The sequence below is a fragment of the Halolamina salifodinae genome (assembly GCF_017874235.1).
Taxonomy (GTDB): Archaea; Halobacteriota; Halobacteria; order Halobacteriales; family Haloferacaceae; genus Halolamina; species Halolamina salifodinae.
On the sequence record NZ_JAGGLC010000001.1, the window covers coordinates 292447 to 318905 of the forward strand.

Here is a 26459-nt window from a genome sequence, read left to right on the forward strand (position 1 = left end):
GTCAGTTCGGCGTCTCGGTCTCGGTGTCGTCGTCGGTCTCGTTGCCGGCGAGATCCTCGTGGTGGTCCTGGTGGTCGGCCTGGTCGCGGTAGGTCAGCCCGATCAGGTACGCGGCGCCGTCGTAGCGGTAGATCCCGCCGATGTCGCCGTCGCACTGGCGGGTGAACAGGTTCGAGATCTCGCGGCCGGTCGGGATCGAGAGGCCGCGCTGGGCGCGTTCGCCGTCCGTAGCGTCGTTGAGTTCGTCGAGCGGGTTCCGGAGTTCGGGTATCTCCGCGACGGCGTCGGTGGGCAAACTGCAGCGTGTCCCGGACTCGTCGCCGCTGGCCCGGATCACCGTCATGGAGACGGGCGGCTCGGCGAAGGGGTTGAGGCGCGCGCGCTCGGCGGCCGTACAGCCGGCGAGCCCCGTCGCGGTGGCGGTGCCGACGGCGGCGAGCAGTTTCCGACGGGTAGGTGTGTCGGCCATCAGTCGTCGTTGGCTGCGGGCGCTGCCTCCTCACTGGCGGCGTCGCCGTCCTCCTTCGCGGGCTTGCGTCGGTCCGCACGCGGGCCCTCGATATCCACGTCCGGGAGGTAGTCCCGGAGGTACGTCCCGGTGTAGGACTCGTCGACGCGCGCGACCTCCTCGGGTGTCCCGCTGGCGACGACGTGGCCGCCTTCTTCGCCGCCTTCCGGCCCGAGGTCGACGACGTTGTCGGCGTTCTTCACGAGGTCGAGTTCGTGCTCGACGATGACGACGGTGTTCCCGTTGTCGGTGAGGCGCTGGAGCACCTCGATCAGCTTGCGCTCGTCCTCCTTGTGGAGGCCGGTGGTCGGTTCGTCGAGCAGGTAGAGCGTCTCACCCGTCTGTTTCTTGCCGAGCTCCTCGGCCAACTTCACGCGCTGGGCCTCACCGCCCGAGAGCGTCGTGGAGGGCTGACCGAGCTTCATGTAGTCCAGCCCCACGTCCTTCAGCAGTTTGAGCCGGCGGCGAAGCTGGCTGTTGGCCTCGAAGAAGTCGTAGGCCTCCTCGATGTCCATATCGAGCACGTCGGCGATGGTCTTGCCTTTGAACTCCACGTCGAGCGTCTCGTCGTTGTAGCGCGCGCCGCCACACTCCTCGCAGGGGACGTGGACGTCAGAGAGGAAGTTCATCTCGATCTTGACGGTACCCTGCCCGCCACACTCCTCACAGCGGCCGCCCTTGACGTTGAACGAGAAGCGACCCTTGTCGTAGCCGCGCTGTTGGGCGAGTTTGGTCTGGGCGAACGCTTCGCGGATGTGATCGAACACGCCGGTGTACGTCGCCGGGTTCGATCTGGGGGTGCGGCCGATTGGCGACTGGTCGATGAGGCGCACCGTCTCGATATGCTCGGTGCCCTCGATGGCGTCGTGCTCGCCCGGGTCGACGCTCGTGTTGTCGTTCATGTTCCGTGCCAGGCCCTTGTACAGCACGTCGTGCATCAGCGTGGACTTCCCGGAGCCGGAGACACCCGTAATCGCGGTGAACTGGCCGATCGGGAGATCGACGTCGAGGTCCTTGAGGTTGTGCTGGCGGGCGCCGACGACCGTGAGCGCGTGTTCGGAGCTCCGGCGCTCAGCGGGCACGGGCACCTCCTCCCGGCCGGCGAGGTAGTCGCCGGTGACGGACTCCTCGCTGGCGACGATGTCGTCGAACTCTCCCTGCGCGACGATTTCGCCGCCGCGCTTGCCCGGACCGGGCCCCATGTCGATCACGTGGTCCGCGCGGCGCATCGTCTCCTCGTCGTGTTCGACGACGAGCAGCGTGTTGCCGAGGTCTCGGAGGCCTTCCAGCGTGTTCAGTAGGCGGTCGTTGTCGCGCTGGTGGAGGCCGATAGAGGGCTCGTCGAGCACGTAGAGCACGCCGACGAGGCCGGAGCCGACCTGCGTGGCGAGGCGGATCCGCTGGCTCTCGCCGCCCGAGAGCGTCGACGCCTCGCGGTCGAGCGTGATGTAGTCGAGACCGACCTCCTCCATGAAGCCCAGACGGGCGCGGATCTCCTTCAGGATCTCCTCGGCGATCACGAGGTCGCGCTCCGAGAGGTTCCCCTCCATCCCCTCGAAGTGGCGGCGGGCGTCGCCGATGCTGAGTTGGCTGACCGCCGTGATGGAGGTGCCGTCGACGAGCACCGACCGGGAGTGCGGTTTGAGGCGCGTCCCCTCACAGGCCGGGCAGGTGGTGACGGCCATGTACTCCTCGATGTGCTCGCGGGTGGAGTCGCTGTCAGTCTCGACGTGCCGGCGCTCGAGGTTGGGGATGACGCCCTCGAAGCGCTTCTCCTTACGCCGGGTGCCGTTCTTGGTCTGGCGCTGGAACACGACCTGCTCGTCGGTGCCGTAGAGGAACTGCTCCTGCTCGGAACTCGTAAGCGCCGAGAACGGGGTGCTCGGGTCGACGCCGAAGTGCGCGGCGACGCTGTCGATTCGGGTGCGGTAGTACGAGCGGTTGTAGCTCCAGGCCTCGAACACGTCCTTGATCGGCTTCGAGGGGTCGACGACGACGAGGTCCTCGTCGACCTCCTTCGTCTCGCCGATCCCCTCACACTCGGGGCAGGCGCCGTGGGGAGAGTTGAACGAGAACGAACGGGTCTCGATCTCCGAGAAGTCGATGCCGCAGTGGGTGCAGGCCAGTTCCTCCGAGAACTCGACGACGAGGCGGTCGTCCGCCTCACTCTCGGCGTCGGAATCGTCGTCGGCGAGGTCGCCCGTGCTCCGGGAGACGTTCCCGCCGAACGACTCGGGCAGGTCCTCGGGCGGCGACGGGAGGATCACCTTCAGCACGCCGTTGCCCTCCTCCAGTGCGGTCTCGACGGAGTCGGTGATGCGCGAGCGGTCGCTCTCGGTGACTTTCACGCGGTCGACGATGATGTCGATGGTGTGGTCGTAGTTCTCGTCCAGATCGGGGTCGTCGGTGGTGAGGTCGTAGCGCTCGCCGTCGACCTCGACGCGGGCGTACCCCTCGGTGACGAGTTCCTCGAACAGGTCCTCGAAGGCGCCCTTCTGGTCGCGCACGACGGGCGCGGCGATCATCGCGCGGGTGCCCTCGGGCAGTTCGAACAGGCGCTGAACCATCTGTTGGGCGCTCTGGGTCCCGACTTCCCGACCACACTCCGGGCAGTGGGGGGTGCCGACGCGGGCGTACAGCAGGCGGAGGTAGTCGTGGAGTTCGGTGACGGTCCCGACGGTCGACCGGGGGTTGTTCGCGGCGTTCTTCTGGTCGATGGAGATGGCCGGGGAGAGCCCTTCGACGGACTCGACCTGCGGCTTGTCCATCTGGCCCAGGAAGTTCCGGGCGTAGGCAGACAGGCTCTCGATGTATCGGCGCTGGCCCTCAGCGTAGACGGTGTCGAACGCGAGCGAGGACTTCCCCGACCCGGAGAGGCCGGTGACGACGCTGAACGCTTCGCGTGGGATCTCCACGTCGAGGTCCGCGAGGTTGTTCTCCTCGGCGCCGCGGACCTCGATGAACTCCTTGCTCATTCGGTCTATCGTAGCGAGTCGGGAGGGTTGAACCCGTCGGTCGCGCGTGCGCGCCCGAACCACGGAAGAAAGGGGGAACCGAGCAGCCCGCGGCCGTTAGGCCGGAACGACCGTGATCTGCTGCTTGCGGTCGATGGCGTCCTCGAGCTGTTCGGCGATTGCCGAACCCCGAGAGACCTGCACGTCGCCGCCGCGGCCGACGGTGGCGGTGAACAGGTAGTCGCCGTCGGCGCGGACTTCGACGGTGTCGCCGACGTGCTCGTCGAGGCGGAGCACGACGTGGCGGGACGTGATCTCCGGCTGGACGACCTCACCCTGCGGGGAGCCGACGGACGTCTCCTCGTCGCTACTGGTGCTCGGCGAGGGGTTCTCGTCGTGGGTCCGGACGTCGATGTCGATGCCGAGGCGGTCCTCGATCTCGCTGATCCGGCCGCCGCCCTTGCCGATCACGTAGGAGATGTCGTCCTCCTCGACGTAGACCACGGCGCGGTCCTGGCCCTGCAGTTCCACGTCGACGTGCCCGCGGGCGACCGAGTGGATCTCCCGTTCGATCTCCTGTTTGGCGATGCGGCTGACGCCGCTCTCCTCCTCGCCCTCCTCGTCGAGGGGGACGGTGACGACCTGGCGGTTGAACGTGTAGATCTCGTACTTGGGTTTGCCCGTCTCGGTGTCCGAGATGAGGATGACCGGCCGCGCGAGGTCCTCGGCGGTGAGCCCCGCGGGGACCTTCACCTCCGTCTCCACGTCGTAGACCGTGTGGATCTGGCCGGCCTCGATGTAGACGACCGTGTCGACGACCTGCGGGATCATCCCGAGTTCGACCCGGCCGACCAGACGCTGGAGCGCGTCGATGGCGCGGGTGGCGTGGACGACGCCGATCATCCCGACGCCGGCGAGGCGCATGTCCGCGAACGTCTCGAAGTCGCTGGACTTGCGCACCTCGTCGTAGATGGTGTAGTCGGGCCGGACCATCAGCAGCGAGTCGGCGGTGTTCTCCATCGAGCCGCCGAGTTCGGTGTACTGCGTGATCTCGTCGCCGACCTGCAGGTCCCGTGGCTTCTCCATCGTCTTCACCGCGAAGTCGTTGTCGTTGAGGAACTCCGCGACGGCTTGGGCGAACGTTGACTTCCCGGCCCCCGGCGATCCGGAGATGAGGACGCCGCGCTGGCGCTCGGTGAAGCGCTGCTTGAGTTCGTCGGCCATCGCGTAGTCCTCGAGGACGGTCTTGGCGACCGGTCGGACGGCGGTGATCTCGACGGCGTCGGCGAAGGGGGGGCGCGCGACCGCGACCCGGTAGTCGCGGTACTGGACGATGTCCATCCCCTCGTCGCTGAGTTCGATGAACCCGTCCGAGGAGGCGCGAGCGGTCTCGATGACGTCGGCGGCCCACTCCGCCATCTGCTCGTCGGAGGTGGGTTCGTCGGCGATCTGCTCGTAGCGCATCTCGCCGAGGTCGCCGCGCTTGGCTTTGGGTCGGGTGCCCGAGCGGAGGTGGAGGCTCATCGTGTCGTCGGTGAAGAACTCCTCGATAGCGAGCGTGTCCTCCTCGGGTTCGGCGGCTTCGGTGTCGACAACGGGTTCGACGTAGTCGACGTCGATGCCCTTCGCGCGGGCGACTTCGGCCTGCACGCCGTCGCTGGTCAGCAGCGTGGCGGCGTGTTCGGCCGCTATCTCGCGAATCAAGGCGTCGATGTCGCCCTCGGCGGCGCCCTCGACCTCGCCGGTGCTCGGGCGGCTGCCGACGTACTCGACGCTGATCTCGCCGGCGTCGGCGTGATCGGCGAGGCGCTGGAGCTCCTCCAACCCCTCCCAGCCGGGGTCGTAGCCCGCGTTGGCCTGTGCTTCGAGTTCGCCAACGACGGCTTCGGGGACGTAGACGGTGACACCTTCGTAGCGCCCGTCGGCGACGCGCTCGGAGACGCGGCCGTCGACGACGACGCTGGTGTCGGGAACGACGTTCACACGTATGATAGGTGGTGGAGGCTCAAAAGGGTGTATATGCCCCACCTGGCCCGGGCGAATACGACGACCGGACGGCCAACGTCGGCCGTCCGGTGGGGCGTCCCGCACTCGACGTTTCGGTTTCGGGTCTGTCGTGTCGCGTTTTCGGCGATCGGTGCGCCCGTCTACCGCTACGACGGTGGTTCCCGTCGGAACCCCCTCTTCGGGGTTCATGTGTGTGTTAGTTAGTGACAAACAAAAATCTGACGGCCGAACCCGTCGCTACCCGGGTTGCGTTGTCTCGGGCCAAAGACGGCCCTGACGAGAAATCAGTCGATGTGGCCTTCGCGGCGGAGCTGCTCTGCGTCCTGGTCCTCGTAGCGCCACTCGATGTTGCCCTTCTCGTCCTGCCAGTCCCACGGTTCGAGGATGACGACGTCGTCCTCGTTGATCCAGGTGCGGTACTTCATGCGGCCGGGGATGCGGCCGAGTCGCGTCTCGCCGTCTGCACAGCGAACCCGGACGTGGTTCCCGCCCAGATGTTCGGTGACGACGCCGAACACCTGGTCGTCGTCAGGCATCCGAAGGTTCTTTCGTCCTGATGAATCGTCGCTCATAGAGGGAGTACGGCGCACCGACGGATAAGCCGTGGGATCCGTAGTTGACAGACGGTACCACAACCCGCGTTCGGGAGAGACACAGTTAACCCACGGCTTCCATAAGGGGCGGTATGAACGGAACGCAAGCTGCCGGAGGTGTCCGGCGATGCGCGTAGTCGCGAAGTTCGGCGGGACGTCGCTGGGTTCGGGCGACCGGATCGAGCGGGCAGCCAACTCCGTCGCCGACGCCGTCGAGGCGGGCCACGAGATCGCCGTCGTCGCCAGCGCGATGGGCTCACAGACCGACGACCTGCTCGAGGAGATCTCCTTCGACGCCGATCCCGCCGACCGCGCGGAGATCGTCTCGATGGGCGAACGAACCTCGATCCGGATGCTGAAAGCCGCGCTCGCGGCCCGCGGCGTCGACGCCACCTTCGTCGAGCCGGGGGGCGACGACTGGCCGGTCATCACCAACGAACGCGGCGAGATCGACGCCGAGGCGACCCAGCGCCGCGTCGACGCACTCGCCGAGAAACTGGGCGACACCGTCCCCGTCATCACGGGCTTCCTCGCGGAAGGCCCCGAGGGCGACGTGACGACGCTCGGCCGCGGTGGCTCCGATACCACGGCGATGATGCTGGGCAACTACCTCGACGCCGACGAGGTGGTCATCGTCACCGACGTGGAGGGCGTGATGACCGGCGACCCCCGCGTGGTCGAGGGCGCGCGCAACGTCGGCTCCATCACCGTCGACGAACTCCGGAGCCTCTCGTTCCGGGGCGCCGAAGTCGTCGCTCCCTCCGCGCTGGTCTACAAGGACGAGGACCTCGGCGTCCGGGTGGTCCACTACCAGCACGGGGACCTGCTCGCCGGCGGCACCGAGATCGAGGGGAGTTTCGAGCACCTGATCGACATGGAGGAGGCGCCGCTCTCCTGTCTGACCGTCGCGGGCCGAGCGATCCGGAACCGGCCCGGAATCCTCTCTGAGGTGTCCGAGACGCTCGCCGAGGCCGACATCAACGTCGACGCCGTCGCCAGCGGGATGGACTCGCTGACCTACTACGTCGAGAAGGCCGTCGCCGAGGACGCCGAGGCGACGCTGCACGACGCCGTCGTCGCCGACGATTCGCTCTCCTCGGTCACCGTCGAGGACGACATCGCCGTGATCCGAGTCACCGGCGGCGAACTCCCGAACCGTCCGGGCGTGATCCGCTCGCTGGTCGATCCGCTGGCGGAGGCGGGGATCAACATCCACGACCTGATCACCTCCGCGACCTCCGTGGCCATCTTCGTGGCGTGGGCGGACCGCGAGGACACCCTCGACATCGTCCACGAACAGTTCTGAAGCGGCGAAAAAGCCGCTCTCTGCGGATTTTGGCGCGCTACTGCGTCGGCGCCGTCGGCTCCCCGTTGAGCGCGGCGTCCCGCAGTCGGCGTTCCTCGGCCGTCTCGACCGTGAGATCCGGGACCGTCGTGACGTTCTCCTCGTCATCGATGGCGACGAACGTCAGATGCGAGGAGGCCGTCTCGCGTTCGACACCCTCGCTGGGGCGCTCGGCGGTTACGTCCACGCGCACCTGCATGCTCGTCTCGCCCACGTCGTAGACGTAGGCCGTGAGCACCGCGATATCACCCAGATCGATCGGCGCGTGGAAGTCCACGCGCTCGATGCTCGCGGTGACGACCTGTGAGCGGGCGAACCGCCGGGCGGCGACGACGCCGCCGAGGTCCATCCGGTGGAGCACCCAGCCACCGAGCGCGCGCCCGAGGTTGTTGGTCGCGTCGGGCATCACCACCTCGCTGGTCTCGGTGAAGGAGTCGATCAGTCTCACCAGTCCAGCGACCCCCCGGAGCGGTACTCCGTCACCTGCGTCTCGAAGAAGTTCTTCTCGCGGTTGAGGTCGGCCGCCTCCGAGAGCCACGGGAACGGGTTCTCGGTGCCGTACTCCTCCGCCATGTCGAGTTGGGTCAGGCGGCGGTCCGCGACGTACTCGACGTACTCCGAGAACTGTTCGGGCCCCATCCCGAGAATCTCGTCGGGGCAGGCCTCCCGGGCGTAGCGCTGCTCGAGACCCACGGCGTCGAGGATGAGGTTCCGGATCTCCCACTCGAACTCGTCGGTCCAGGCGTCGGTCTCCTGCCGGATGGCGTCGATGAGTTCGATACCGAAGCCCAGATGCAGCGACTCGTCGCGCATGATGTACTCGAACTGCTCGCCGATCCCGGTGAGTTTGTCCTGCCGTTTCAGGCCGAGCATCATCGCGAACCCGGCGTAGAAGAAGATCCCCTCCATGATGACGTAGAACCCCACGAGGTCACGGAGGAACGCGCGCACGTCGTCCTCGTCCTCGATGGTGAACTCGGGGTCGTCGACGACCCGCGTGAGGTCCACGACGAACTCGTCTTTGGCCTCGATGGCGGGGATCCGGTCGTACATCCCGTAGAGATACTCCGGATCGAACCCCAGCGAGTCACAGCAGTAGATGAACGTGTCCGTGTGGACGGCCTCCTCGTAGGCCTGCCGGAGCAGGTACTGGCGGCACTCCGGCGCCGTCACGTGGTCGTACACCGCGAGCACGATGTTGTTCGCGGTGAGGGACTCGGCCGTCGAGAAGAACCCGAGGTTCCACTCGACCAACTGTCGCTCCGCGTCGGTGAGTTCGTCGCCGTTCCACTGGGTGATGTCGTTGCCCATCGGGATCTCCTCGGGCACCCAGTTGTTGTCGACGCCCGCCTCGTAGTACTCGCGGGCCCACTCGTAGTCGAACGGGAGGATCTTGTTCGGGTCGTGCGTGTCGCTGTCGATGAGGTAGTCGATCGGCATTACTGACAGGCCTCGCAGGTCGGATCTTCGACGCTCGGGAGGTCCGAGCCGTCGTCGATATCGCAGGCCTCGCCGCCGTCGGCTCCATCGGACGGCGGCGACGTCCGGCCGCCGTCGGCGGCCGCCTCTCCCTGTTCTTCGTCACCGTCCGCATCACGGCGCTGGGTCCGGCCGTACTCGTCCATGTCCAGCGTCGACTTCTCGAACTGGCTGGCGCCGAGCGTGCGGAGGTAGTAGGTCGTCTTCAGGCCGAGTTCCCACGCGCGCTGGTAAACGTCGTCCAGCAGCGTGCCGTCCGTCGACGGGAAGAACACGTTGTGGCTCTGGGACTGGTCGATCCAGATGGCCCGGCGCGCCGAGAGTTCGAGTTGGTGGCGCGGGTCGATCTCGAAGGCGCCGCGGTGCCGCTCCTGAATCGCCGGCGGGATCTCGTCGATCTCCTGAATCGCGCCGTCGTGGTACTTGATCCGGTCGAGCATCTCGTCGGTCCAGAGGCCGAGATCGTCGAGTTCCGCGACGAGCTGTTCGTTCACGACGGTGAAGTCGCCGCTCATGTTCGACTTCACGTAGAGGTTCGAGTACCGCGGTTCGATGGAGGGGGTGGTGCCCGCGATGGTCGAAATCGTCGCCGTCGGCGCCACTGCCGTCGTGTTGGAGTTGCGCATCCCGTGTTCCGCGACGTGGTCGCGGACGGTGCGCCAGTCGAGGGTTTCCTCGGCGTCGACGTCGACTGGCTCGCCGCGCTCCTCCTCCAGCAGTGAAACGGTGTCCTGCGGCAGCATCCCGCGGTCCCACTTCGACCCCTCGTAGGAGTCGTAGGTGCCGCGCTCTTTCGCGAGTCGCGAGGAGTTGAGGATGGCGTGGTAGGCGACGCGCTCCATCGTCTCGTCGGCGAGGTCGAGCGCCTCCTCGCCGGCCATCGCGACATCGCGCTGGCCGAGCATCTCGTGGAAGCCCATGACGCCGAGGCCGACCGGTCGGTGGCGCGTGTTTGCGCGCTCCGCGCGGTCGGTCGGATAGAAGTTCAGGTCGACGACGTTGTCGAGCATCCGCATCGCCGTCTCGACGGTGTCGGATAGCTGCTCGCGGTCGACGTCGTCGCCGTCGACGTGCTGTGCGAGGTTGACGGAGCCGAGGTTACAGACCGCGGTCTCGTCCTGCGAGGTGTTGAGCGTGATCTCCGTACAGAGGTTCGAACTGTTGATCGTGCCGTAGTGGTCCTGCGGCGAGCGGATGTTACAGGGATCCTTGAAGGTGATCCACGGGTGGCCCGTCTCGAACAGGCGGGTAAGCATCGTGCGCCAGAGCTCCGACGCCTCGACGCGCTCGAACTGCCGGAGGTCGCCGTCATCGGCTGCCTGCTCGTACGCCTCGTACAGTTCCTCGAACTCCTGTCCGGTCGCCTCGTGGAGGCCGGGCGTCTCGTCGGGCGAGAACAGCGTCCACTGCTCGTCGGCCCGGACGCGCTTCATGAACAGGTCCGGCACCCACGCGGCGGTGTTCATGTCGTGGGTGCGCCGGCGCTCGTCGCCGGTGTTGCGCTTCAGGTCGAGAAAGGCCGGGAAGTCCATGTGCCACGCCGCGAGGTAGGCACAGGCGGCGCCGCGGCGCTTGCCCGAGCGGTTGATGGCGCCAGTCACGTCGTCGGAGATGTTGAGGAACGGCACCACGCCCGTCGACTCGACGCCGGTGGACTCGATCAGCGAGCCCTCGGCGCGGACGTTGGTCCAGTCGTTGCCAAGCCCGCCGGACCACTTCGAGAGCTTCGCGTGGGCCTTGTAGGAGTCGAAGATGTCCTCCAGATCGTCCTGTACCGTCGTGAGATAGCAGGAGGAGAGCTGTGGGTGGGTGGTGCCGGCGTGGAACAGCGTCGGCGTGGAGTGAATGAAGCGCAGCGTCGACAGCGCCTCGTAGAACTCGATGGCGCGCGCCTCGCGGTCCGCGGGGTCCTCGGCGAGGGCGACACCCATCGCGACCCGCATCCAGAACGACTGCGGGAGTTCGATGGGTTGGTTGTCCTCGACGGTTCGGAGGAAGTAGCGCTGCACGAGCGTCGAGACGGCCATATAGCCGAACTCGTCGTCGCGCTCGGGGTCGATGGCTTCCGAGAGCGACTCGAGGTCGTAGTCGGCCATGCGCTCGTCGAGCAGGTCGTGCTCGACGCCGGTCTCGATGGACTCCACGAACGACGCGCGGTACGTCTCCTCGGGGAGGGGGCCGTCGGTGCCGGTGACGTTGCGGGCGTGGCGCCAGCGCGCGACACGCGCGGCCGCGTCGTCGTGCGTGGGGTCGCGCTCGGTGCGCGCGGTCAGGACGCCGATCAGTGCCTCGTCCACCTCGTCAGGGTCGGCGCCGTCGTAGCTGTCGCGTTCGGCGGCGCGGATCAGCGCCTCGTGGTCGCTCGCGAGGTCGAAATCCGCGGTCGCGGCCGCGAGTCGGTCCTCGATTCGGTCGGTCGTCGATGGGTTCGCTTGGGTCATGTCCACGGCGGGCCCGCCGGGAGCAACCGCGAGCGTCGCCACTCATGGCGCCGCTATCGGTCGTTTTCGGCTCGCTCCCGCGAGCCGGGCCCTACCGTTTGCTCGGTTTTCGGCGACGGGGTTAAGACTTTCCCAGCGAGGTTGCAGTAGTTCAATCTGAGTTGTTTGACGGCGTCGAGAGCGGCCGACGCGCGGCTCTATCGGGGTCTCGGTGAACGGAGAACGAGCCGGCGGTTCGCGGGGGTTCGGCGCTAGCGGCCCTCTCGGAGCCGTTCCCCGATCCGGCGCGGGAGGTCGGCCTCCTCGACGGCCGCGACGACGGCGTCGACGTCGTAGCTCACGCGATGCTCCTCGACGCTCCGGTCGTCGAGGTCGACCACCGCGTAGGCTGCGTCGGGGTCGCCATCGCGTGGCTGGCCGACGCTCCCGGGGTTCAGGACGATCCCGTCGGAGAACACCGCATGATGTTGGACGTGCGTGTGGCCCAGCACCAGCAGTTCTTCGTCGCCGAGCAGGCCGGGAGCAAAATCCCGCGGGTAGGTGTATCGGTCGGGGTCGTCGGGGTGGCCGTGAACGATCTTCGCCCGGCCGCCGGCGACCGTCCGTTCGGTCGGGAGCGCCCCCAGCCAGCCGATGGCGCCGGAGCCGAGTCGCCGATGGGCGAGGTCGACGCCGACCTTGGCCATTCCGTTGAAACCGGCGGCGTCGCCGCTCGCGACTGCACGGTCGTGGTTGCCCTGGACGGTGGAGATGCCCCGGTCACGGATCGCGTCGACGCAGTCGGCGGGCCAGGGGTTGTAGCCGACCACGTCGCCGGCACAGACGACCGCATCGACCGACGGCATGTCGTCGAACACTGCCAGTAGCGCGGGGAGGTTGGCGTGAACGTCGGAGATGACGCCGAGGCGCACGCCCGTCACATGCGGGGCGAAGGGGAAAAAACGCGGCTACTCGCCGTTGTGGATCGCCGTTTCGACGCCGCCACCGTCGACGGCGACGCCGGCGGCAGAGATCGCGTGCTCGAAGGCGTGGTCGTACAGCTCTCGGGCCGCCGTATCGGCGGTCCCAGCCTCGAGCGCGAACGGCTCGGGGTCGTCCTTCCCGTAGGTCGCCACCAGCGTCGGCTCGTCGACCTCGCGCACCACCAGCGCGTCCTTCCGGACGGTACCGATAAACGCCGTGTCGGCGGCGACGACGGCCGCGATCCGGGGGGTGTCGTAGTCGTCCTTCTCGTAATCAAGCGCAAGCAGCGCCGACGCGAGCGCGTCGCGGGCGGGGTAGCCCATCCCGACTTTCTCGGCGACTGGGTCGACGTGGGAGCCGTTGCCGATCACGGCCACTTGCTCGTCGCCCTCGTCGGCACGCGCGACGCCCCGGACGCAGTTGTAGGAGACGTAGGGGTTGTCAGTCGGTTCGGCGTCGCCGGTGGGAACGACGGTGAGACTGCCGTCGCGCTCGATGACCTTCCGGTTGGGGAACGAACGGGAGGAGACGCGGTAGGCTGCCAGTCCCGGCGCGGCGACGAGGAAGCGGCCGACGTACATACTGGTGCTGGGGCCGAGACCGGCAAGTAGGTAGTGGTTCCCAGCGAGTGAAAACCGGGGCGAAAGTGGTTCCCACTGGTCGGGAACTGTCTCTAGAGTAATAGAGAGGGGGAACAAATGAACAGATATGGCAACACAAGAAGTCCAACTCCGAAGCACAATCGGCGGATTCACCGCGGAGGGGAAACTCCACACGCTGAGCGTCTGGTTCATCCTGGCGCTGCGGCTGATGATGGGACTGGCGTTCCTCCAGAGCGGCGCCGACAAGCTTCTCTCCGGGAGTTTCTCGGCTGCAGGCTACCTGCAGAACGCACCGCCGGCCAACGGCAGCCCAGCCGCCGACCTGTTCGTCGCGATGGGGAACACCCCCTGGTTCGTCGACTTCGTGAACGTCGCCGTGCCCTGGGGAGAGTTCCTCATCGGCCTCGGCCTGATCGTGGGCGGGTTCACGCGTCTCGCGGCGTTCTTCGGGGCGTTCTTGATGCTCCTGTTCTACCTGGGGAACTGGGAGGTCGCCCACGGCTACATCAACGGCGACTTCGCGTACATGCTGACGTTCCTCGCCGTCGCAGCGTTCGGCGCCGGCCGGATTCTGGGCCTCGATCAGTACATCGAGGCCTTCGAGATAAACGGCCAGCCACTGATCGAACGCTACCCCTGGGCGGCGTACCTGCTGGGCTGAGCGGCGCCGCTTTCTTTTAGCGGAGCGCGCGGGAGTGTAAGCATGGCCAGCGAGCAGGCATGCATCGACGCACTCCGCGAAGCCGCGCGAGAGCTCGGGACGTCGCCGTCGAAAGCCGCGTACGAGGATCTCGGCCTGACGCCCGCCTCGGCGACGATCATCCGAACGCTCGGCGGCTGGAACGACGCGAAGGAGGCAGCCGGGCTGTCGACGAACGCCTCGACCGGGAGCCGGGTCGGCCCGCCGCCGGAAAGGATCGACGACGACGTTCGGGACCGCTGGGCGTCGCTTTCAGTCGACCAGCGCTGGCACTACCGGAACCGGGAGTGGAACACCGAGCGGACGCGCCGTCGGCGCAAAGAGCGTCGTGAATGGGTAGCCAAACAGAAATCGGCGAAGAGGTGTGAGCAGTGTGGGGAGTCCGACCCCGACGTGCTCGACTTCCACCACCGCGACTCGGTGGAGAAAACCGAGACGGTCAGTCGGTTGGTCATCGAGGAAGCGTCGGAGGAACGGCTCCGGCAGGAGATCGCGAAATGCGACGTGCTCTGTGCGAACTGCCACCGGAACGAGCACGTCTCCCCGCCGGAACTGGCGGTGACTATCGAACTCCGCGAGGATCCGCCTCGACTTATCGCCGAACGGCCGAACGGCGAGACGTTCGAGGTGACTACACCACGGCGACGCCGCGCGTGGGTGAACAGCTACAAAGAGTCGAGCGGCTGTGAGAGCTGCGGCCACGACAACCCAGTTGCGCTCGATCTGCACCATATCGACGGAGAGTCGAAGGAATTCAGCGTGAGTCGCCTCGTCGCCGAAGGGTACAGTATAGACCGGGTGCTCCGAGAGATACAGCGCTGTCGAGTGCTCTGTGCTAACTGTCACCGAAACCATCACCGAAGCGATGACGCCGTACCGACGGCCGGCGATTGACTCCGAAACACTCATACTTCCGAACGGGCTAGCAATGATTGCGAAGGACGCCACCCGTCGGCGATACGGTGGCAGAAGTGTCAGATAAGTTCCATGGGGTAGCGGCCAATCCTGAAGCCTTCTGGGGGCTTCGACCCAGGTTCGAATCCTGGTGGAACTACTCAACTCCTTTCGAAACTACTCTCGCTAGCAGTCACTCCACCGTTACGAGACTCTTCAGCCGTGACCAGTGGCCCTTCTCACAGCGCCATTCGCCCTCCTGATCGTGGGCCTCGGCCTCGACGAAGTCGATCTGGTCGCCACAGACGGGACATTTCGGGTCGGCAGCCTCGATAATCACGGTTTCTTCGTCCATGTCCGACAGTTCGAACGGGAGCACAAAAGTGGTTGTGGCGGGATCGGTTGAGAGAGCGCTACTTCTCCACGTCCAACAGCGCCACGCGCTCCAGCACCAGATCCACGAGGTCGCCCTCGACGGCCTCGAGTTCGGCGTCGCCGATGTCGAAGAACTCGCGGACGGCTGTCTCGTCGTACTCACCGAGCACTGGCGCCTCGTCGACGTGCTCGCGGAGCGCCTCGACCGCCTCGGCCTCAGCGGCCTCGTCGCCGGCCGGCGAGTCGACTAACAGGACGACGCGGTTCTCGCCCGCAGCAACGCCCATTGCCAGCGCACGGTTGATCTGTCGACGGCCGGCGGCGTAGCAGAGCACCTCGACGGCGCGTTCGCGGGCGACGTTCTCCCCGCGAGCGATGGCGCGGTCGGCACGGGCGAGCGCGCGTTCGAGATGTTCCTCGGAGACCACGTAGTCGGCGTCGAACGCCTGCACGGTCGTCACCGTCTCCTCGGCGACGTCGTTCAGCGTCGCCAGCAGGTCGTCGAGGTCCTCGACCGTCACGTGGCCGGCGAGTAGCCACATCAGAAATCACCCAGCGAGGCCTGCCCACCCGCCTCCTCCCGGCCGGCGCGCTTGGCGTCGCTGTCGGCGACGACCCCCTCCATCGACGGGTCCTCGCGGCCGACGTTCTCCAGTACGGTCTCGGCGGTCTTCTGCCCGCGGAGCGCCCCCAGCACGACCGGTTTGTCGGCCTCGCGGAGATCCGCGCGGGACTCGATCCCGGCCTCGAACAGCCGTCGTGCGCGCTTGCGCCCGACCCCGCGGACGCTCGTGAGGTCCAGTAGCTCCTCCCGGACCCCGTCCTCGACGCGCTTCTTGGCCTCGCGGACCGAGACCACGTTCGGGAGGTCGAGTTCGCCCGCCAGCCGTTCGGCGGCGTTGAGCAGCCATTCGGCGGTGTCGACCTTCCCGCGGATGTCGCCGGGGCCGACCTCGTAGCGCTCGGCGATGCGGTCCTCGTCGACCTCGCTGGCCCAGTCCTCCAGCATCCGGGCGGTCTTGAGCGCGGAGAGCCACTCCTCGAACGCCACGTCGTCGTACTCCAATGGGGTGCGCCCGAGCAGTTCGGTCTCGCGCTCGAACAGCACCTCCTCGTACTCGTCGCGGTCGCCGGACTTCAGGTAGAGTTGGTACATGTCCGGCGTCCGGGAGACGAGGTGGTAGAGCCCCAGCGCGGAGACGTCGTCGGTGCCGTCGGCGTCTGCGTCCGCTTCCTCCGCCTCTGCCGACTGCTCGTCTTTCTCCTCCCCATCCCCATTCTCCAGCGCGCCCTCGTCCAGCAGGTCGTTCGCAGTGGTGAACCCCGCCGACTCGTCGGCATCGGCGTCAGCGTCGCGGTCCAGCCCCCCGCGGGAGCCGTACTGTCGGTCCCGGCCGGTCTCGCCCGCCGCGTCGCGCAGGCCGTCGATGATCTCGGCCGCGCTCATGGGGTCGAGGTAGAGCCGCGAGACGGTGTGCCCGATCTCGGTCGCGGTGATCGTGTCGCCCTCGCGCTCCACGAACTCGTTGGCTTCGAGGTAGTCGAGGACGGTATCGGTCACCGTCTCCAGTTGCGCGTTGCCGGCGCTCTGGACGGCGTAGAGGGTGTTGTCGAGGAACTCAAGCAGGTCCTCGCGGGTGTTGGCGAAGCCCGAGGCGACCGTCGCGAGCAGGTGGGTCCGCAGGGCAGGTTCGGCGGCCAGTTTCGAGCGCACCGGTTCGGGTTCGCCGTTGACGTAGCGCTCGAACAGTTCCTCCTTCGTGTCGTTGTTCGACGCCAGCAGGACCGCCTCGCCGTAGGGGTCCAGCCCCGGACGGCCCGCCCGACCCATCATCTGGTGGACCTCCAGCGTGTCCAGCGGCTTCATGCCGCCAAACTCCGGGTCGTAGCGCCGCCAGTCCCGGACGATCACCCGCCGGGAGGGGGTGTTCACGCCGGCGGCGAGCGTCGGCGTCGCGGCGATGACCTTGATCAGACGGTCGCGGAACGCCCCCTCGACGAGATCCCGGTGCTCGCTGGAGAGGCCGGCGTGGTGGAACGCTGCGCCCTTCGCGACACACTCCGCGAGGTCGTCGCTGGTGGCGGTGTCGGACACATCCCGGATCGCCGTCGCGAGTTCGCGGAGTTCGCCGCGTTCTTCGTCGGTCAGGTGCTCGCTCGTGACGCCGCCGAGTCGGCTGGCGGCGGATTCGGCGTTCCGGCGCGAGTTGACGAAGACGAGGCTAGAGCCGCCTTCGTCCAGCGTGTCGTCGACGAGTGCGGGCGTCTGTTTGCCGCCGCTGTCGACGGAAACCTCGCGCTGGGAGCCGTCGGCGAAGTTGATGGCGTTCCCGAAGTGGACGCCCGTCTTCAGGTCGATGGGGCGCCAGTCCGAATCGACCAGTTCGGCGTCGAGCCAGTCGGCGATTTCCGGCGCGTTGCCGACCGTCGCCGAGAGCGCGACTGTCTGGAGGTCGTGGTTGAGTCGCCGGAGTTTCGCGAGCGTGACTTCGAGCGTGGGCCCGCGGTTCCGGTCGTCGACGAGGTGGACCTCGTCGCTCACGACACAGGAGAGGTCGTCGATCCACGACGCGCCGTTGCGCACCAGCGAGTCGACTTTCTCGCTGGTGGCGACGACGATGTCCCGCGAGCCGAGCCACTCGCCGTCGGACTCGTAGTTCCCCGTCGAGACGCCGACGGTGACGCCATACTCCTCCCAGCGCTCGAACTCGGTCTTCTTCTCGCTGGCGAGAGCTCTAAGCGGGACGATGTAGAGGGCGGTCCCGCCGCGCTCGACGGCCGACAGCATCGCGAGTTCGGCGATCAGCGTCTTCCCGGAGGCGGTGGGGACCGCGGCGACGACGTTCTCGCCGTCGGTCACGCCCGCCTCGACGGCCTCGGCCTGCGGGGGGTAGAGCGCCTCGACCCCCTCGCCTTCGAGGTGCTCCCCGACGCCGGCCGGGAGGCCCGTCAGCTCCGTCGGCTTCATTGGGTGAAGATTGCCCGCTCTCGGGTTTAAGTTGACGGGTCCGGGGGCGACGTCAGGCGTCGACGCAGCGGACGAAAGGTGACCCGCGACTCAGCGGTCGGTCAGTTCGTACGGATCGGCGTCGTCGGGCAGCGGCGAGTCGTACTCGCGGTCCCCCTTCCGCTCCTCGAACTCCGCGGTCGCGTCCGCCAACAGTTCTTCGTCGGAAAGCAGGTCGTAGAGCGACCCGGCGACGACTTTCCCCGCGAAGAGCATCCCCGCGGTGCCGAGGTCCTTCCCGCCGGCGACGGCCTGCCACGAGTGCAGCGGCGTCCCCGCGGGCCAGTTCGCGACTCGGAACCGCCCCAGCGGGACGTTCCACGACACGTCGCCCGAGTCCGTGGAGTAGGAACCAGTCTGGCCCTCGTCGGGGGCGTCGTCAGACTGCGTCTGACTGTCCGCCGAGCTTCGCTCGGCGACATCGACCGGGTCGGTGAACATCGCCGACTCGGCAGCCTCGTCGCGACGTTCGGGTGGGGCGGCCGCGTAGGAGGGATCGTCGAGGGTCGCCTTCAGGTCCGCCGCGAACGCCTCCTGTTCGTCGGTCAGCGGGAACTCCGCAGCGTCCATGTTCGCCCGGATTGAGTCCGCCAGCGCGTGGTTTGGGAGGACGCTGTACATTCCGGTGGTCTGGGTCACGTCCACGTCGGTGCCGGACATCAGCGCCGCCCCCTCGGCGGCGTCGCGCACGCGCTCGGAGACGGCCTCGACCGCGTCGCGGTCGGGCGCGCGGACCATCACCTCCATCGCCGCCTCCTCGGGGACGACGTTGGCGGCCTGCCCGCCCTCGGTGACGACGTAGTGGATCCGGACTGGGTCGGGGACGTGTTCGCGCATGTACTCGAGTCCGGTACCGAGCAGTTGCACGCCGTCGAGCGCCGAGCGGCCGGCTTCCGGCGCCGCCGCAGCGTGGGCGCTCTCACCCGAGAACGCAACGTCGAAGGAGTCCACTGCGAGACAGGAGCCCTTATTGGGGGCGTTGAGCCAGTCGGGGTGCCACGAGACGAGGGCGTCGACAGCGCGGGACTCCGTCCCGTTGGCTCCTGCCTCGTCGGAGGTGGGAACGTCCTCGAACACGCCCTCCTGGATCATGTACACCTTGCCCGCGCCGACTTCCTCGGCGGGCGTGCCGAAGTAGACGACCGATCCCTCCACATCACCGCGCTCGATGGCGCGCTTGACCGCGACGGCGCCCGCGAGGCTGCCGACGCCGAACAGATTGTGGCCACAGCCGTGCCCCGGCGCGCCCTCCTCGACGGGTTCGCGCTCGGCTTTCGCGGCCTGACTCATCCCCGGCAGCGCGTCGAACTCCCCCATGGTTCCGACGACAGGGTCCTCGTCGCCGTAGCGTGCGACGAACGCGGTGTCGATGCCGGCGACGCCGGACTCTACTTCGAACCCTTCCTCGCGGAGCGCCTCCTGTAGCAGCGCCGCGGAGTCGTGTTCCTGTAGCGCGACCTCCGGGTCCTCCCAGATCTGCGTCGAGAGGTCGGTGAACCAGTCGCGGTCGGCCTCGATGTCATCGAACAGCGCCTGTTTGGTCACGGCCGACCCGTGTTACCGCGTGGCGAAAAGCGTTCCTGCGGGGGCAAATCTATAAGGCGGCGACGGTCAGCCGCCGACGGAAAATCTGCAAGGCGGCGACGGTCAGCCGCCAACGGAAAATCTGCAAGGCGGCGACGGTCAGCCGCCAACGGAAAATCTGGAAGGCGGCGACGGTCAGCCGCCGACGGAAAATCTGGAAGGCGGCGACGGTCAGCCGCCGACTGGAAAATCTGGAAGGCGGCGATGGTCAGCCGCCGACTGGAAAATCTACGAGGCGGCGACGGTCAGCCGCCGACTGGAAACCTCACGAGAGCTAGAAACTGCGCTACTCGTCGCTGAGTTCGATCCGGATATACTCGTCGTCGTCGACCTCGACGACCTGCTCGGGTTTGATCGCCAGCGCGTCCGTCTCCGGGGCGGCGGCGGCCTCCATGCGGGACTCGACGCCGGTTTTCGGCTCGAGGCGTGCCTCACCGTCCTCGATGCCGGCGATCCGGCCGAGTCGTTCGCCGCGCGCGTCGACGACGGGCATGTTCTCGTGGTCCTGGCTGAAGTGGCGCATACACCGTTCGGTCGGCCGCCTGCCACAAAAGAGTACTCGCCGGGGGCGGGCGGTTAGACGTCCTGCACCAGTTCGCCGAGTTCGTCGACAGGGATGATCTCCATCGTCTGCGTGTCGAGGCCGTAGCGCTCGATAGAGACCGACGTCTGGAACGCGGCGTCGCGACCCTCGGCCTCGAACACCACGAGGTAGTCGTGCTTGCCGAGGATCGCGTAGGCGTCGAGCAGTTCGCCGCCCAGCGCCTCGATATCGCCGGTCAGATCGCCCCAGACGGTCGCGAGGTCCTGTACGTTCTGGACGGTCTCGTCGGTCACGTCCACGAGCGCCATGTAGGTGCCCATGCCATGCGCTTTCGTGGCAAACTACCGAAAGCGTTCCGGCCGGCTCACTGCGCTTCGAGGCTGCGTTGGACGAACTCGTCGGGGAGCGCGTCCATCTCGCCGACCTGCACGCGCCAGAGGTTGGCGTAGAGGCCGTCACCGTCGATCAACTGCTCGTGGTCACCGCGCTCGACGATTTCGCCGTCGTCCATCACGAGGATCTGGTCGGCGTCGCGGACCGTCGACAGCCGGTGGGCGATGGCGAACACGGTTCGGTCCTCGGTCAGCGCGTCGAGGCTGTTCTGGATCACCGCCTCCGTCTCGTTGTCGACGTGGCTCGTGGCCTCGTCGAGCACCAGTACGTCCGGATCCCGGAGAATCGTCCGGGCGAGCGCGATACGCTGGCGCTGGCCGCCCGAGAGTTTGACGCCGCGCTCGCCCACCATCGTGTCGTAGCCGTCCTCCAGATCGGCGACGAACTCGTGGGCGCCGGCGGTCTCGGCGGCGTCGTGCATCGCCGCCTCGTCGTAGTCGGGGACGCCGTAGGCGATGTTCTCGGCGACGGTGCCGTAGAACAGGTACGGCTCCTGACTCACGTAGCCGACGTGCTCCCGGAGGCTCCGCAGGTCCACGTCCGCGATATCGTGGCCGTCGAGCCTGATCGTCCCCGAGTCCGGGTCGTAGAAGCGCAGCAGGAGTTTCATCGTCGTCGATTTTCCGGCGCCGGTGGGACCGACGAGGCCGACGTAGTCGCCGGGATTGGCCTCGAAGTCGATGCCCTTCAGCACCGTCTCCTCGGCCTCCCCTTCCTCGTCGCGGTAGGCAAAGTGCACGTCGTCGAACTCGACGTGGCCCTCCACCCCGTCGAGTTCGGTGTCACCGGATTTCTTGCTCACGCGAGTCTCACCGTCCAGCAGGCCGACGATGCGCTCGCCGGCGGCCTCGGCGTACTGGTAGCCGTTGATGATCTGGCCCATCTGGCGCATCGGTCACTGAATGATATACAAATGCTAACATTGAAGGCCCATGCCTGAGTAGTAAGAAGCATGGGAGATGATCCGTGGAAGCAAGTCAACGTCAGGGTGCGAGAGTCGACCAAGGAACGGTGGGAGGAATACGCCCAGACGGAGTACGGCGGTATGTCCGACTTAGTGCGAACGGCTGTCCGTCGTGAGATTGCCGGCGATCACGACAGGGAGAATACTGGCACGACTACCGATCCGGGGATGGTGACGGAAGTGGCGGAATCTATCGACGGTCTCGAAAACACCGTCAGGGAGATGGACCGACGGCTTGAGGCCATTCGGGAGAGCGTACAAAGTGAAGAGAAGTACTCCTTCAAGGCGGCAATTCGGGAGAGTTTGAACAAGCGCCCGAAGGATGCCAACGTCGAAGAAACCCCACAGTATGGCCTTACAGCCAGTGAGATTGCGGCCCGACTTGATGCGAACGAAACCGACGTACGGGAGGCACTTTTGGAGCTGGAGAACTCTGGTGAAGTCCGGTCCCTCGGTGGTGGGCCGGACAATGCAAACTACTACTTCCAACGGAGGGGTGAATGATGCGCCCCAAGATTCGAGGCGAGCACTGGGCCGTTATCTGCGTGGATGGACTGCCGTCACAGACGCTGCACGAATTCCGGAGCGAGATTCGGAATAAGGCGAACCAGAAAGATCGAGTCGGTGAGCGGACTGCCGACACGTACGAGCGTAACGTTCGCAGATTCATCGAGTACTTAGCCGACTATCGGAATAAGGAGCCACTGGATGCAGATACGTCCGACCTGCGGCAGTTTCTCCGACGGTGCCGACGGGATGGAGACAAGGACAACACTATCAAGACACGTCGTACCTCCGTCTCTCGATTCTACGGCGAACTCCCGATCATGGCGGAAGACGGAATTCTGCCTATCAACGTCGACGACTGCCCCGAGAATCCCGAGGAAGGCTATGATGCGACATGGGCTGTTGGGGAGACTGAGCAGGAAGCGCAGTCGGGTGAGGAGGTGCAACACCTCCCACCGGAAGACGTGAAGAAGCTCTGGGAGAATGTCCCTGCTCCGAGGGTGCGAAACCGACTGATTATCAAGCTTGCCTATCAGACGGGAATGCGCGCGACTGAGCTATGCCACATTCGCCACGAGAGGGACATAGACAGAGGCAAGCGAGAGATTACGGTCCCTGCCGTAACGTCAAAGTCGGACTCCCGCAAGGTAGCGTATAAAGACACGCTCGACCCACTCTTACGGCGATGGATCGACGGCGGCTTGCGGGATGCTGTCCCATACGCTGGCCAGAGCGAGTATCTATTCCCGACGAAACAGAGTGAGCGTATCTCCCGTGAGACGCTTCGGACTGTGGTCCGACAAGCGGCAGACTCGGCGGGCTTGAACCACACAGTCTATACCGACAAATCGGGCAACGTTCGGACGAAAGTATCGACGCACACCCTACGCCACTCAATGGCCGTCAACTCTCTCAAGGCGGGCGTCATGAACGTGAGGGAGTTGCAGGAATTCCTCGGACATTCAGACTTGGAGACGACTGAGAAATACCTAAAGATCGCCTCGGACGATGCGACAGACGCTTATCGCCGGAACGGTGGACCGCCGGAGGACGGGTAGTCGTCGACGCCGACCGCCGTACGGCGCGGTAACACTAATGCGAGGTTCCGAGAGTCTATTGCGTTCTTCCTTCAACGTGGCAGCCAGCATCAACTCCGATTACGTCTGAACACTCATCAACGGTAGTTCCATTCGAAGTCAGTTCGAGACCTATCTTCCCATTGGCATGCTGTGGGCTGGAACTGATATCGATATCTGCCTCTACGTAGGTTGCATCTCCGGGAATGGAGATACGTTCATCTGATGTCCCTGACTGTGAATCGGATTCCTCACCTGCTGCGCCCTCCCATCCATACTCAACAAGCCACCGTACATCGCTATTGTCGCACTTCGCAACGAGGGTGATATCTGGGTCATCACCGCCAATCCCAGACTCCTCCTCCTCGGAAGTGTCATCTGGCTCACCTCCGTTTCCACTTCCTTCAGAACCATCACCAGCACAACCAGACAATGCAAAGACAGAAGACGCAGATAGTACGGCCAAAACCTCTCTCCGACCAATCCTATCAGGATTCATGATAGCCTTCTAACCCTCTTGATATTTAACCATTGATGTGTAGAATGGATTGAGTAAATCAGTCACAGTCTTGGATCACGCTCACGATCACCTCGGAGCCATTCTCGCACAGCTTGCTCCAACTCGTCCCCAGATAGTTCCTCAGCGTCAGATCCGCTCTCCTCAGGACGACGGTCGCGCAACTCGTCACGTTTCTCCTCAGCCGACGTGAGTTCCTCCAGTGCTTCTCGAACAGTCGACTTGACCCGTTCGTCGTCGAACTCCTCCAACGTCTTAGCATCGGCCTCAGACAGCTCTACGGAAAGCTCGTAAACTTCACTCATCGGTGGCCTCCTCAAGATATCGTTCAGATAATCGACGGACAACGGCGCCTCGTGGCACATGTCGCTCCTTCCCGTACATCATATCGGCAGCCTCTGCCAATGTCGAAAGCTCTTCCTCAGTAACTCGAATAATCGTCTTGTTCTCAGTCATATTTATATACAAATGTTCAGAGTACACTTGCGAAACTCGCAAAAGGTGGGAAGATAAGCCCACCCACACAACCCTAAGGTAGTTGACTTGTGTCAGAAATCCGCTCAGGAACCTGACACATATTACTATACACACTCTAGACTTATAAATCTTTTGGTTATGATATCAGGAATCATATGCTTGACGAGATATGGGTCACTCATCAGAGTCGCTCAGGCACGATTATTTGCCGATATCTGGCGCTGTGTTATATAAAAAAGAAGTCTACCATGGCTTATCTAAACAAATGAAATACCGAAAGATTTATATATCTAGAGTGCGTACATGTTTGTACGAAGACTAATCTAAGAGACGGTTTACTCTCGACACTAATCTCTAGCGGGTATTTAAAGGATGGGAGAAAGCCGAAGGGCGAACCTTCGGAGGAAGGAACCTGTTGACGCAGGTTCTTCGTATTCAATGTACGCACTATAGACTTAAAAAGCTTTCGGTGCGTCAGGTTCGCTTTTCTCGGGGATTGCTTCGTGGATGGAAATTGACAAAATCTAATCTAATCCAATCTGACGACATTCGAGAGCGTATCGAACAAGAAGCGGAACCGCACAAGGACAAGGAGATTCTTGAACATCTGTTCAATGAATGCGACTTGCGACAAGTGACTGTCGCGGAAATTCTCGGAGTCTCGGACGTAGCGGTCTGGAACGCACAGAAGCGTCACGGTATCTCGACTGGCAAGACTGGGCGCCCATCGAACCAAGAGAAGCGAGCGACGGAAGCCGTCTCAGACGATAGTCAGTCGTCCCTTGGAGGGTGGTCAGAGTGACGGTCACAGTATCAGGGACCATCGTCTGGGCGATTCTCTGGCTCGGCGCAGTCATCGCAGTGGTGGCACTATGAGCGTTGGCGAGACCGCGAAGTATGCTGGGGCTCGAAGTAAGACGTACCAGATTCCGGAGACCGGCGAGGGGCTCAACTCATCGATCACTCAATTACCCAAGGCTAACTCCACACGCCTTGATGAATTCGAGACATGGCTCGATGAAAGACGAGAGAAGGCCCACCCATACCCCTTACAACACACGTGGTCTCATCGCTCTGCCCGCAAGCGGTTCGCTCGGGCGAAAGACGTAGACCGGTACTTCTGGGGAGCTGGCAAGGAATTCACGACAGTCCTGCTTACTCGTACTGCCGACGAGAGCCCTGCCGGGCTGCTGGAGCAATCGGAGTCACTCCACCCACGAGCGTACAAGGCGAAGCGCCGAAGATTGCTCAAGAGCCTCTCCGACGACTATGCAGGAGTCTCGTGCATGGCGCCGAAGTATGACCTACCCATGCCTAACTCCACAGTCCTGAGCCACGTCCACGAAGCCTACTGGATCGAGGGCCACCACTCTGCCGAAGCGTTTGAGCCCTTGATCGAGAAGCATGACGAGAAGGTTCCCGGAGCGACAGGCGGGCATATCTCTGTCGAGCACCATTCACCCGAGACCTACCCATGCCTAACTCCACAGAGCGAGGCTGACGAAATCCGTGGATCGACCACAGCACTTGCCTACGAATTGGCCGAGAATCTTCCACTGATGAACGTAGCGACAGACGCCGCTGACTTGCACGACATGCGAGCCCTCGAATGGTGCGCGACGCTCTCGGCAGGCAGTGACGGCGACCATTCCACCAGAGGAGTACGTCGATGGCTGCCGTTCGGTGAATTCGGGGAGTACGCTGATACTGTGAAGGAGGGACTGTGGTTCAAGGCGAAGCGCGACTATCGGAGGACCATGCGAGACGACGACCTTAATCACCCATGGCTTACTCCACAGCCAGTAGACGAATCAGAGTCTACCTCTCACTCAATCTCTCAACGGGCAGAGAGCGCCTTTATCGAGGCCGTCGCACAATTCGCCTCGAAATCGGACGTATGATCGAGCAGCATGGGCAGTCTCAGCATTCACAGTATATCGGAGAAACGAATTAATGAACCCGCCAGAAATCGAACTAACACGACCTGAAACACACAGTAGAATCGTCAATATCGTAACAGCCTCGCTCGAAAGTGAGGAGATAGACTACGAGACCGAACACTGGTTAGACGACGAGAGCAGAGTCGACATCTTCTACGACGGCATAGTCGTCGAAGTCAAATCATCGACGGGCGTCATCGACGACGCCAAACTACGACGCTACGAGGCTCACGAGGATGTCCGAGAAGTAGTGCTCTGTATGCCCGAACCCCATGCTGAGAGAGTCGAGACAGGGGATAGACGGGTTCTCACAGTACCACGTGACAAATTTACAGTCTTGTTCTGATTATGTCCACTCCGACAATCTGTAGTAAGCATCCGCCCGACTCGTCCCCAATCACCGGCACCTACTTTCCCGACGAAGGGGTAATGATGGTTGACAAGCGGAGTCTTCGGGGCGGAGGAGCAGTCACGCATAGGCACCAATACGAGCGACACTCTCCCGACCCTGACACGAAGACAGTCCCGTTTCTCGTAACCGGAAAGTGTCTGTTCTTCGACGAGAGCCTCGACGTGAGACGAGACTCGG

At 64.7% G+C, this 26459-nt stretch carries 25 protein-coding genes, 1 tRNA gene and 1 pseudogene; 8 read left to right on the plus strand and 19 right to left on the minus strand.

Annotation, left to right across the window (positions count from 1 at the left end; translation table 11 throughout):
* Position 1: 1 nt before the first annotated feature.
* The 4 genes from J2753_RS01510 to J2753_RS01525 form a co-directional block, all read right to left on the minus strand.
* Positions 2-469: a hypothetical protein gene (locus tag J2753_RS01510; protein ID WP_209489767.1), complete on the minus strand. Its 468-nt coding sequence runs from the start codon at positions 467-469 to the stop codon at positions 2-4.
* Positions 469-3483, minus strand: a complete 3015-nt coding sequence (gene uvrA, locus J2753_RS01515; RefSeq protein WP_209489769.1) for an excinuclease ABC subunit UvrA — start codon at positions 3481-3483, stop codon at positions 469-471. The genes J2753_RS01510 and uvrA overlap by 1 nt, the downstream gene beginning before the upstream one ends.
* A gap of 96 nt (positions 3484-3579) precedes the next feature.
* Positions 3580-5445, minus strand: a complete 1866-nt coding sequence (locus J2753_RS01520; protein WP_209489771.1) for a PINc/VapC family ATPase — start codon at positions 5443-5445, stop codon at positions 3580-3582.
* 308 nt (positions 5446-5753) lie between these two features.
* The gene (locus J2753_RS01525) at positions 5754-6041 is read right to left on the minus strand and encodes a translation initiation factor eIF-1A (RefSeq protein ID WP_209489773.1); all 288 of its coding nucleotides are present in this window, start codon (positions 6039-6041) and stop codon (positions 5754-5756) included.
* A 148-nt stretch (positions 6042-6189) separates the two neighbouring features.
* On the opposite strand from J2753_RS01525, the gene J2753_RS01530 reads away from it, so the two are divergent.
* Entirely contained in the window at positions 6190-7368 is a 1179-nt protein-coding gene (locus tag J2753_RS01530; RefSeq protein ID WP_209489775.1) for an aspartate kinase, read from the plus strand.
* Positions 7369-7405: 37 nt separating this feature from the next.
* Here J2753_RS01530 and J2753_RS01535 read toward each other — a convergent pair whose 3' ends face one another.
* From J2753_RS01535 to J2753_RS01555, 5 genes are all read right to left on the minus strand, one after another.
* Positions 7406-7813 (minus strand): acyl-CoA thioesterase, encoded by a 408-nt coding sequence (locus tag J2753_RS01535; RefSeq protein ID WP_209490752.1) that lies wholly within the window; start codon positions 7811-7813, stop codon positions 7406-7408.
* A gap of 38 nt (positions 7814-7851) precedes the next feature.
* Entirely contained in the window at positions 7852-8847 is a 996-nt protein-coding gene (locus J2753_RS01540) for a ribonucleotide-diphosphate reductase subunit beta (protein ID WP_209489777.1), read from the minus strand.
* Positions 8847-11327, minus strand: coding sequence for a ribonucleoside-diphosphate reductase subunit alpha (locus tag J2753_RS01545; protein WP_209489779.1), 2481 nt, complete (start codon positions 11325-11327; stop codon positions 8847-8849). Before J2753_RS01545 ends, J2753_RS01540 begins: the two co-directional genes overlap by 1 nt.
* A 251-nt stretch (positions 11328-11578) precedes the next feature.
* Positions 11579-12238 (minus strand): metallophosphoesterase family protein, encoded by a 660-nt coding sequence (locus J2753_RS01550; protein WP_209489781.1) that lies wholly within the window; start codon positions 12236-12238, stop codon positions 11579-11581.
* 36 nt (positions 12239-12274) lie between these two features.
* Positions 12275-12871: an IMP cyclohydrolase gene (locus J2753_RS01555; RefSeq protein ID WP_209489783.1), complete on the minus strand. Its 597-nt coding sequence runs from the start codon at positions 12869-12871 to the stop codon at positions 12275-12277.
* A gap of 127 nt (positions 12872-12998) precedes the next feature.
* Between J2753_RS01555 and J2753_RS01560 the strand changes: the two genes are divergently transcribed.
* The 3 genes from J2753_RS01560 to J2753_RS01570 all read left to right on the plus strand — a co-directional run bounded on the left by J2753_RS01560 (position 12999) and on the right by J2753_RS01570 (position 14646).
* Complete coding sequence (locus J2753_RS01560; RefSeq protein WP_209489785.1) at positions 12999-13553, plus strand: DoxX family protein; 555 nt, start codon at positions 12999-13001, stop codon at positions 13551-13553.
* Between the two features lie 42 nt (positions 13554-13595).
* Complete coding sequence (locus tag J2753_RS01565) at positions 13596-14486, plus strand: homing endonuclease associated repeat-containing protein (protein ID WP_209489787.1); 891 nt, start codon at positions 13596-13598, stop codon at positions 14484-14486.
* Between the two features lie 87 nt (positions 14487-14573).
* Positions 14574-14646, plus strand: a tRNA-Gln gene (locus J2753_RS01570).
* Between the two features lie 33 nt (positions 14647-14679).
* Here the strand turns inward: J2753_RS01570 and J2753_RS01575 are convergent.
* From J2753_RS01575 to J2753_RS01605, 7 genes and pseudogenes are all read right to left on the minus strand, one after another.
* Positions 14680-14841: a hypothetical protein gene (locus tag J2753_RS01575; RefSeq protein ID WP_209489789.1), complete on the minus strand. Its 162-nt coding sequence runs from the start codon at positions 14839-14841 to the stop codon at positions 14680-14682.
* Positions 14842-14899: 58 nt separating this feature from the next.
* The gene (gene cgi121, locus J2753_RS01580; protein ID WP_209489791.1) at positions 14900-15403 is read right to left on the minus strand and encodes a KEOPS complex subunit Cgi121; all 504 of its coding nucleotides are present in this window, start codon (positions 15401-15403) and stop codon (positions 14900-14902) included.
* Positions 15403-17829 (minus strand): ATP-dependent DNA helicase, encoded by a 2427-nt coding sequence (locus tag J2753_RS01585; protein ID WP_209489793.1) that lies wholly within the window; start codon positions 17827-17829, stop codon positions 15403-15405. The genes cgi121 and J2753_RS01585 overlap by 1 nt, the downstream gene beginning before the upstream one ends.
* Before the next feature lie 90 nt (positions 17830-17919).
* A complete protein-coding gene (locus J2753_RS01590) occupies positions 17920-19413 on the minus strand; it encodes an amidohydrolase (RefSeq protein WP_209489796.1) in 1494 nt (497 codons plus the stop codon).
* 325 nt (positions 19414-19738) lie between these two features.
* Positions 19739-19975, minus strand: a complete 237-nt coding sequence (locus J2753_RS01595) for a hypothetical protein (RefSeq protein ID WP_209489798.1) — start codon at positions 19973-19975, stop codon at positions 19739-19741.
* Between the two features lie 53 nt (positions 19976-20028).
* Complete coding sequence (locus J2753_RS01600) at positions 20029-20316, minus strand: GYD domain-containing protein (protein ID WP_209489800.1); 288 nt, start codon at positions 20314-20316, stop codon at positions 20029-20031.
* Positions 20317-20360: 44 nt separating this feature from the next.
* A pseudogene (locus tag J2753_RS01605) lies at positions 20361-21284 on the minus strand (ABC transporter ATP-binding protein); the annotation flags it as partial.
* A 57-nt stretch (positions 21285-21341) separates the two neighbouring features.
* Between J2753_RS01605 and J2753_RS01610 the strand changes: the two are divergent.
* Positions 21342-21857, plus strand: coding sequence for a hypothetical protein (locus J2753_RS01610; RefSeq protein ID WP_209489804.1), 516 nt, complete (start codon positions 21342-21344; stop codon positions 21855-21857).
* Positions 21854-22918, plus strand: a complete 1065-nt coding sequence (locus tag J2753_RS01615) for a tyrosine-type recombinase/integrase (RefSeq protein WP_245334408.1) — start codon at positions 21854-21856, stop codon at positions 22916-22918. The genes J2753_RS01610 and J2753_RS01615 overlap by 4 nt, the downstream gene beginning before the upstream one ends.
* A 55-nt stretch (positions 22919-22973) precedes the next feature.
* Here J2753_RS01615 and J2753_RS01620 read toward each other — a convergent pair whose 3' ends face one another.
* The 3 genes from J2753_RS01620 to J2753_RS01630 all read right to left on the minus strand — a co-directional run bounded on the left by J2753_RS01620 (position 22974) and on the right by J2753_RS01630 (position 23909).
* Positions 22974-23435 (minus strand): hypothetical protein, encoded by a 462-nt coding sequence (locus tag J2753_RS01620; RefSeq protein ID WP_209489807.1) that lies wholly within the window; start codon positions 23433-23435, stop codon positions 22974-22976.
* A 62-nt stretch (positions 23436-23497) separates the two neighbouring features.
* Positions 23498-23758, minus strand: a complete 261-nt coding sequence (locus tag J2753_RS01625) for a hypothetical protein (RefSeq protein ID WP_209489809.1) — start codon at positions 23756-23758, stop codon at positions 23498-23500.
* On the minus strand, positions 23751-23909 hold the full coding sequence (locus tag J2753_RS01630; protein WP_209489811.1) for a hypothetical protein: 159 nt from the start codon (positions 23907-23909) through the stop codon (positions 23751-23753). Before J2753_RS01630 ends, J2753_RS01625 begins: the two co-directional genes overlap by 8 nt.
* 893 nt (positions 23910-24802) lie before the next feature.
* On the opposite strand from J2753_RS01630, the gene J2753_RS01635 reads away from it, so the two are divergent.
* Together J2753_RS01635 and J2753_RS01640 are read left to right on the plus strand one after the other, a co-directional pair.
* Positions 24803-25831, plus strand: a complete 1029-nt coding sequence (locus J2753_RS01635; protein ID WP_209489813.1) for a hypothetical protein — start codon at positions 24803-24805, stop codon at positions 25829-25831.
* A 52-nt stretch (positions 25832-25883) separates the two neighbouring features.
* On the plus strand, positions 25884-26216 hold the full coding sequence (locus J2753_RS01640; protein WP_209489815.1) for a hypothetical protein: 333 nt from the start codon (positions 25884-25886) through the stop codon (positions 26214-26216).
* Positions 26217-26459: the final 243 nt, after the last annotated feature.

Bases quoted from the DNA above. Each gene is read 5' to 3' on its own strand.
- J2753_RS01510 (WP_209489767.1), bottom strand. From the start codon at position 469: ATGGCCGACACACCTACCCGTCGGAAACTGCTCGCCGCCGTCGGCACC.
- uvrA (WP_209489769.1), bottom strand. From the start codon at position 3,483: ATGAGCAAGGAGTTCATCGAGGTCCGCGGCGCCGAGGAGAACAACCTC.
- J2753_RS01525 (WP_209489773.1), bottom strand. From the start codon at position 6,041: ATGAGCGACGATTCATCAGGACGAAAGAACCTTCGGATGCCTGACGAC.
- J2753_RS01530 (WP_209489775.1), top strand. From the start codon at position 6,190: ATGCGCGTAGTCGCGAAGTTCGGCGGGACGTCGCTGGGTTCGGGCGAC.
- J2753_RS01535 (WP_209490752.1), bottom strand. From the start codon at position 7,813: ATGCCCGACGCGACCAACAACCTCGGGCGCGCGCTCGGTGGCTGGGTG.
- J2753_RS01540 (WP_209489777.1), bottom strand. From the start codon at position 8,847: ATGCCGATCGACTACCTCATCGACAGCGACACGCACGACCCGAACAAG.
- J2753_RS01545 (WP_209489779.1), bottom strand. From the start codon at position 11,327: ATGACCCAAGCGAACCCATCGACGACCGACCGAATCGAGGACCGACTC.
- J2753_RS01555 (WP_209489783.1), bottom strand. From the start codon at position 12,871: ATGTACGTCGGCCGCTTCCTCGTCGCCGCGCCGGGACTGGCAGCCTAC.
- J2753_RS01560 (WP_209489785.1), top strand. From the start codon at position 12,999: ATGGCAACACAAGAAGTCCAACTCCGAAGCACAATCGGCGGATTCACC.
- J2753_RS01565 (WP_209489787.1), top strand. From the start codon at position 13,596: ATGGCCAGCGAGCAGGCATGCATCGACGCACTCCGCGAAGCCGCGCGA.
- J2753_RS01575 (WP_209489789.1), bottom strand. From the start codon at position 14,841: ATGGACGAAGAAACCGTGATTATCGAGGCTGCCGACCCGAAATGTCCC.
- cgi121 (WP_209489791.1), bottom strand. From the start codon at position 15,403: ATGTGGCTACTCGCCGGCCACGTGACGGTCGAGGACCTCGACGACCTG.
- J2753_RS01585 (WP_209489793.1), bottom strand. From the start codon at position 17,829: ATGAAGCCGACGGAGCTGACGGGCCTCCCGGCCGGCGTCGGGGAGCAC.
- J2753_RS01595 (WP_209489798.1), bottom strand. From the start codon at position 19,975: ATGCGCCACTTCAGCCAGGACCACGAGAACATGCCCGTCGTCGACGCG.
- J2753_RS01600 (WP_209489800.1), bottom strand. From the start codon at position 20,316: ATGGGCACCTACATGGCGCTCGTGGACGTGACCGACGAGACCGTCCAG.
- J2753_RS01610 (WP_209489804.1), top strand. From the start codon at position 21,342: ATGGGAGATGATCCGTGGAAGCAAGTCAACGTCAGGGTGCGAGAGTCG.
- J2753_RS01615 (WP_245334408.1), top strand. From the start codon at position 21,854: ATGATGCGCCCCAAGATTCGAGGCGAGCACTGGGCCGTTATCTGCGTG.
- J2753_RS01620 (WP_209489807.1), bottom strand. From the start codon at position 23,435: ATGAATCCTGATAGGATTGGTCGGAGAGAGGTTTTGGCCGTACTATCT.
- J2753_RS01625 (WP_209489809.1), bottom strand. From the start codon at position 23,758: ATGAGTGAAGTTTACGAGCTTTCCGTAGAGCTGTCTGAGGCCGATGCT.
- J2753_RS01630 (WP_209489811.1), bottom strand. From the start codon at position 23,909: ATGACTGAGAACAAGACGATTATTCGAGTTACTGAGGAAGAGCTTTCG.
- J2753_RS01635 (WP_209489813.1), top strand. From the start codon at position 24,803: ATGAGCGTTGGCGAGACCGCGAAGTATGCTGGGGCTCGAAGTAAGACG.
- J2753_RS01640 (WP_209489815.1), top strand. From the start codon at position 25,884: ATGAACCCGCCAGAAATCGAACTAACACGACCTGAAACACACAGTAGA.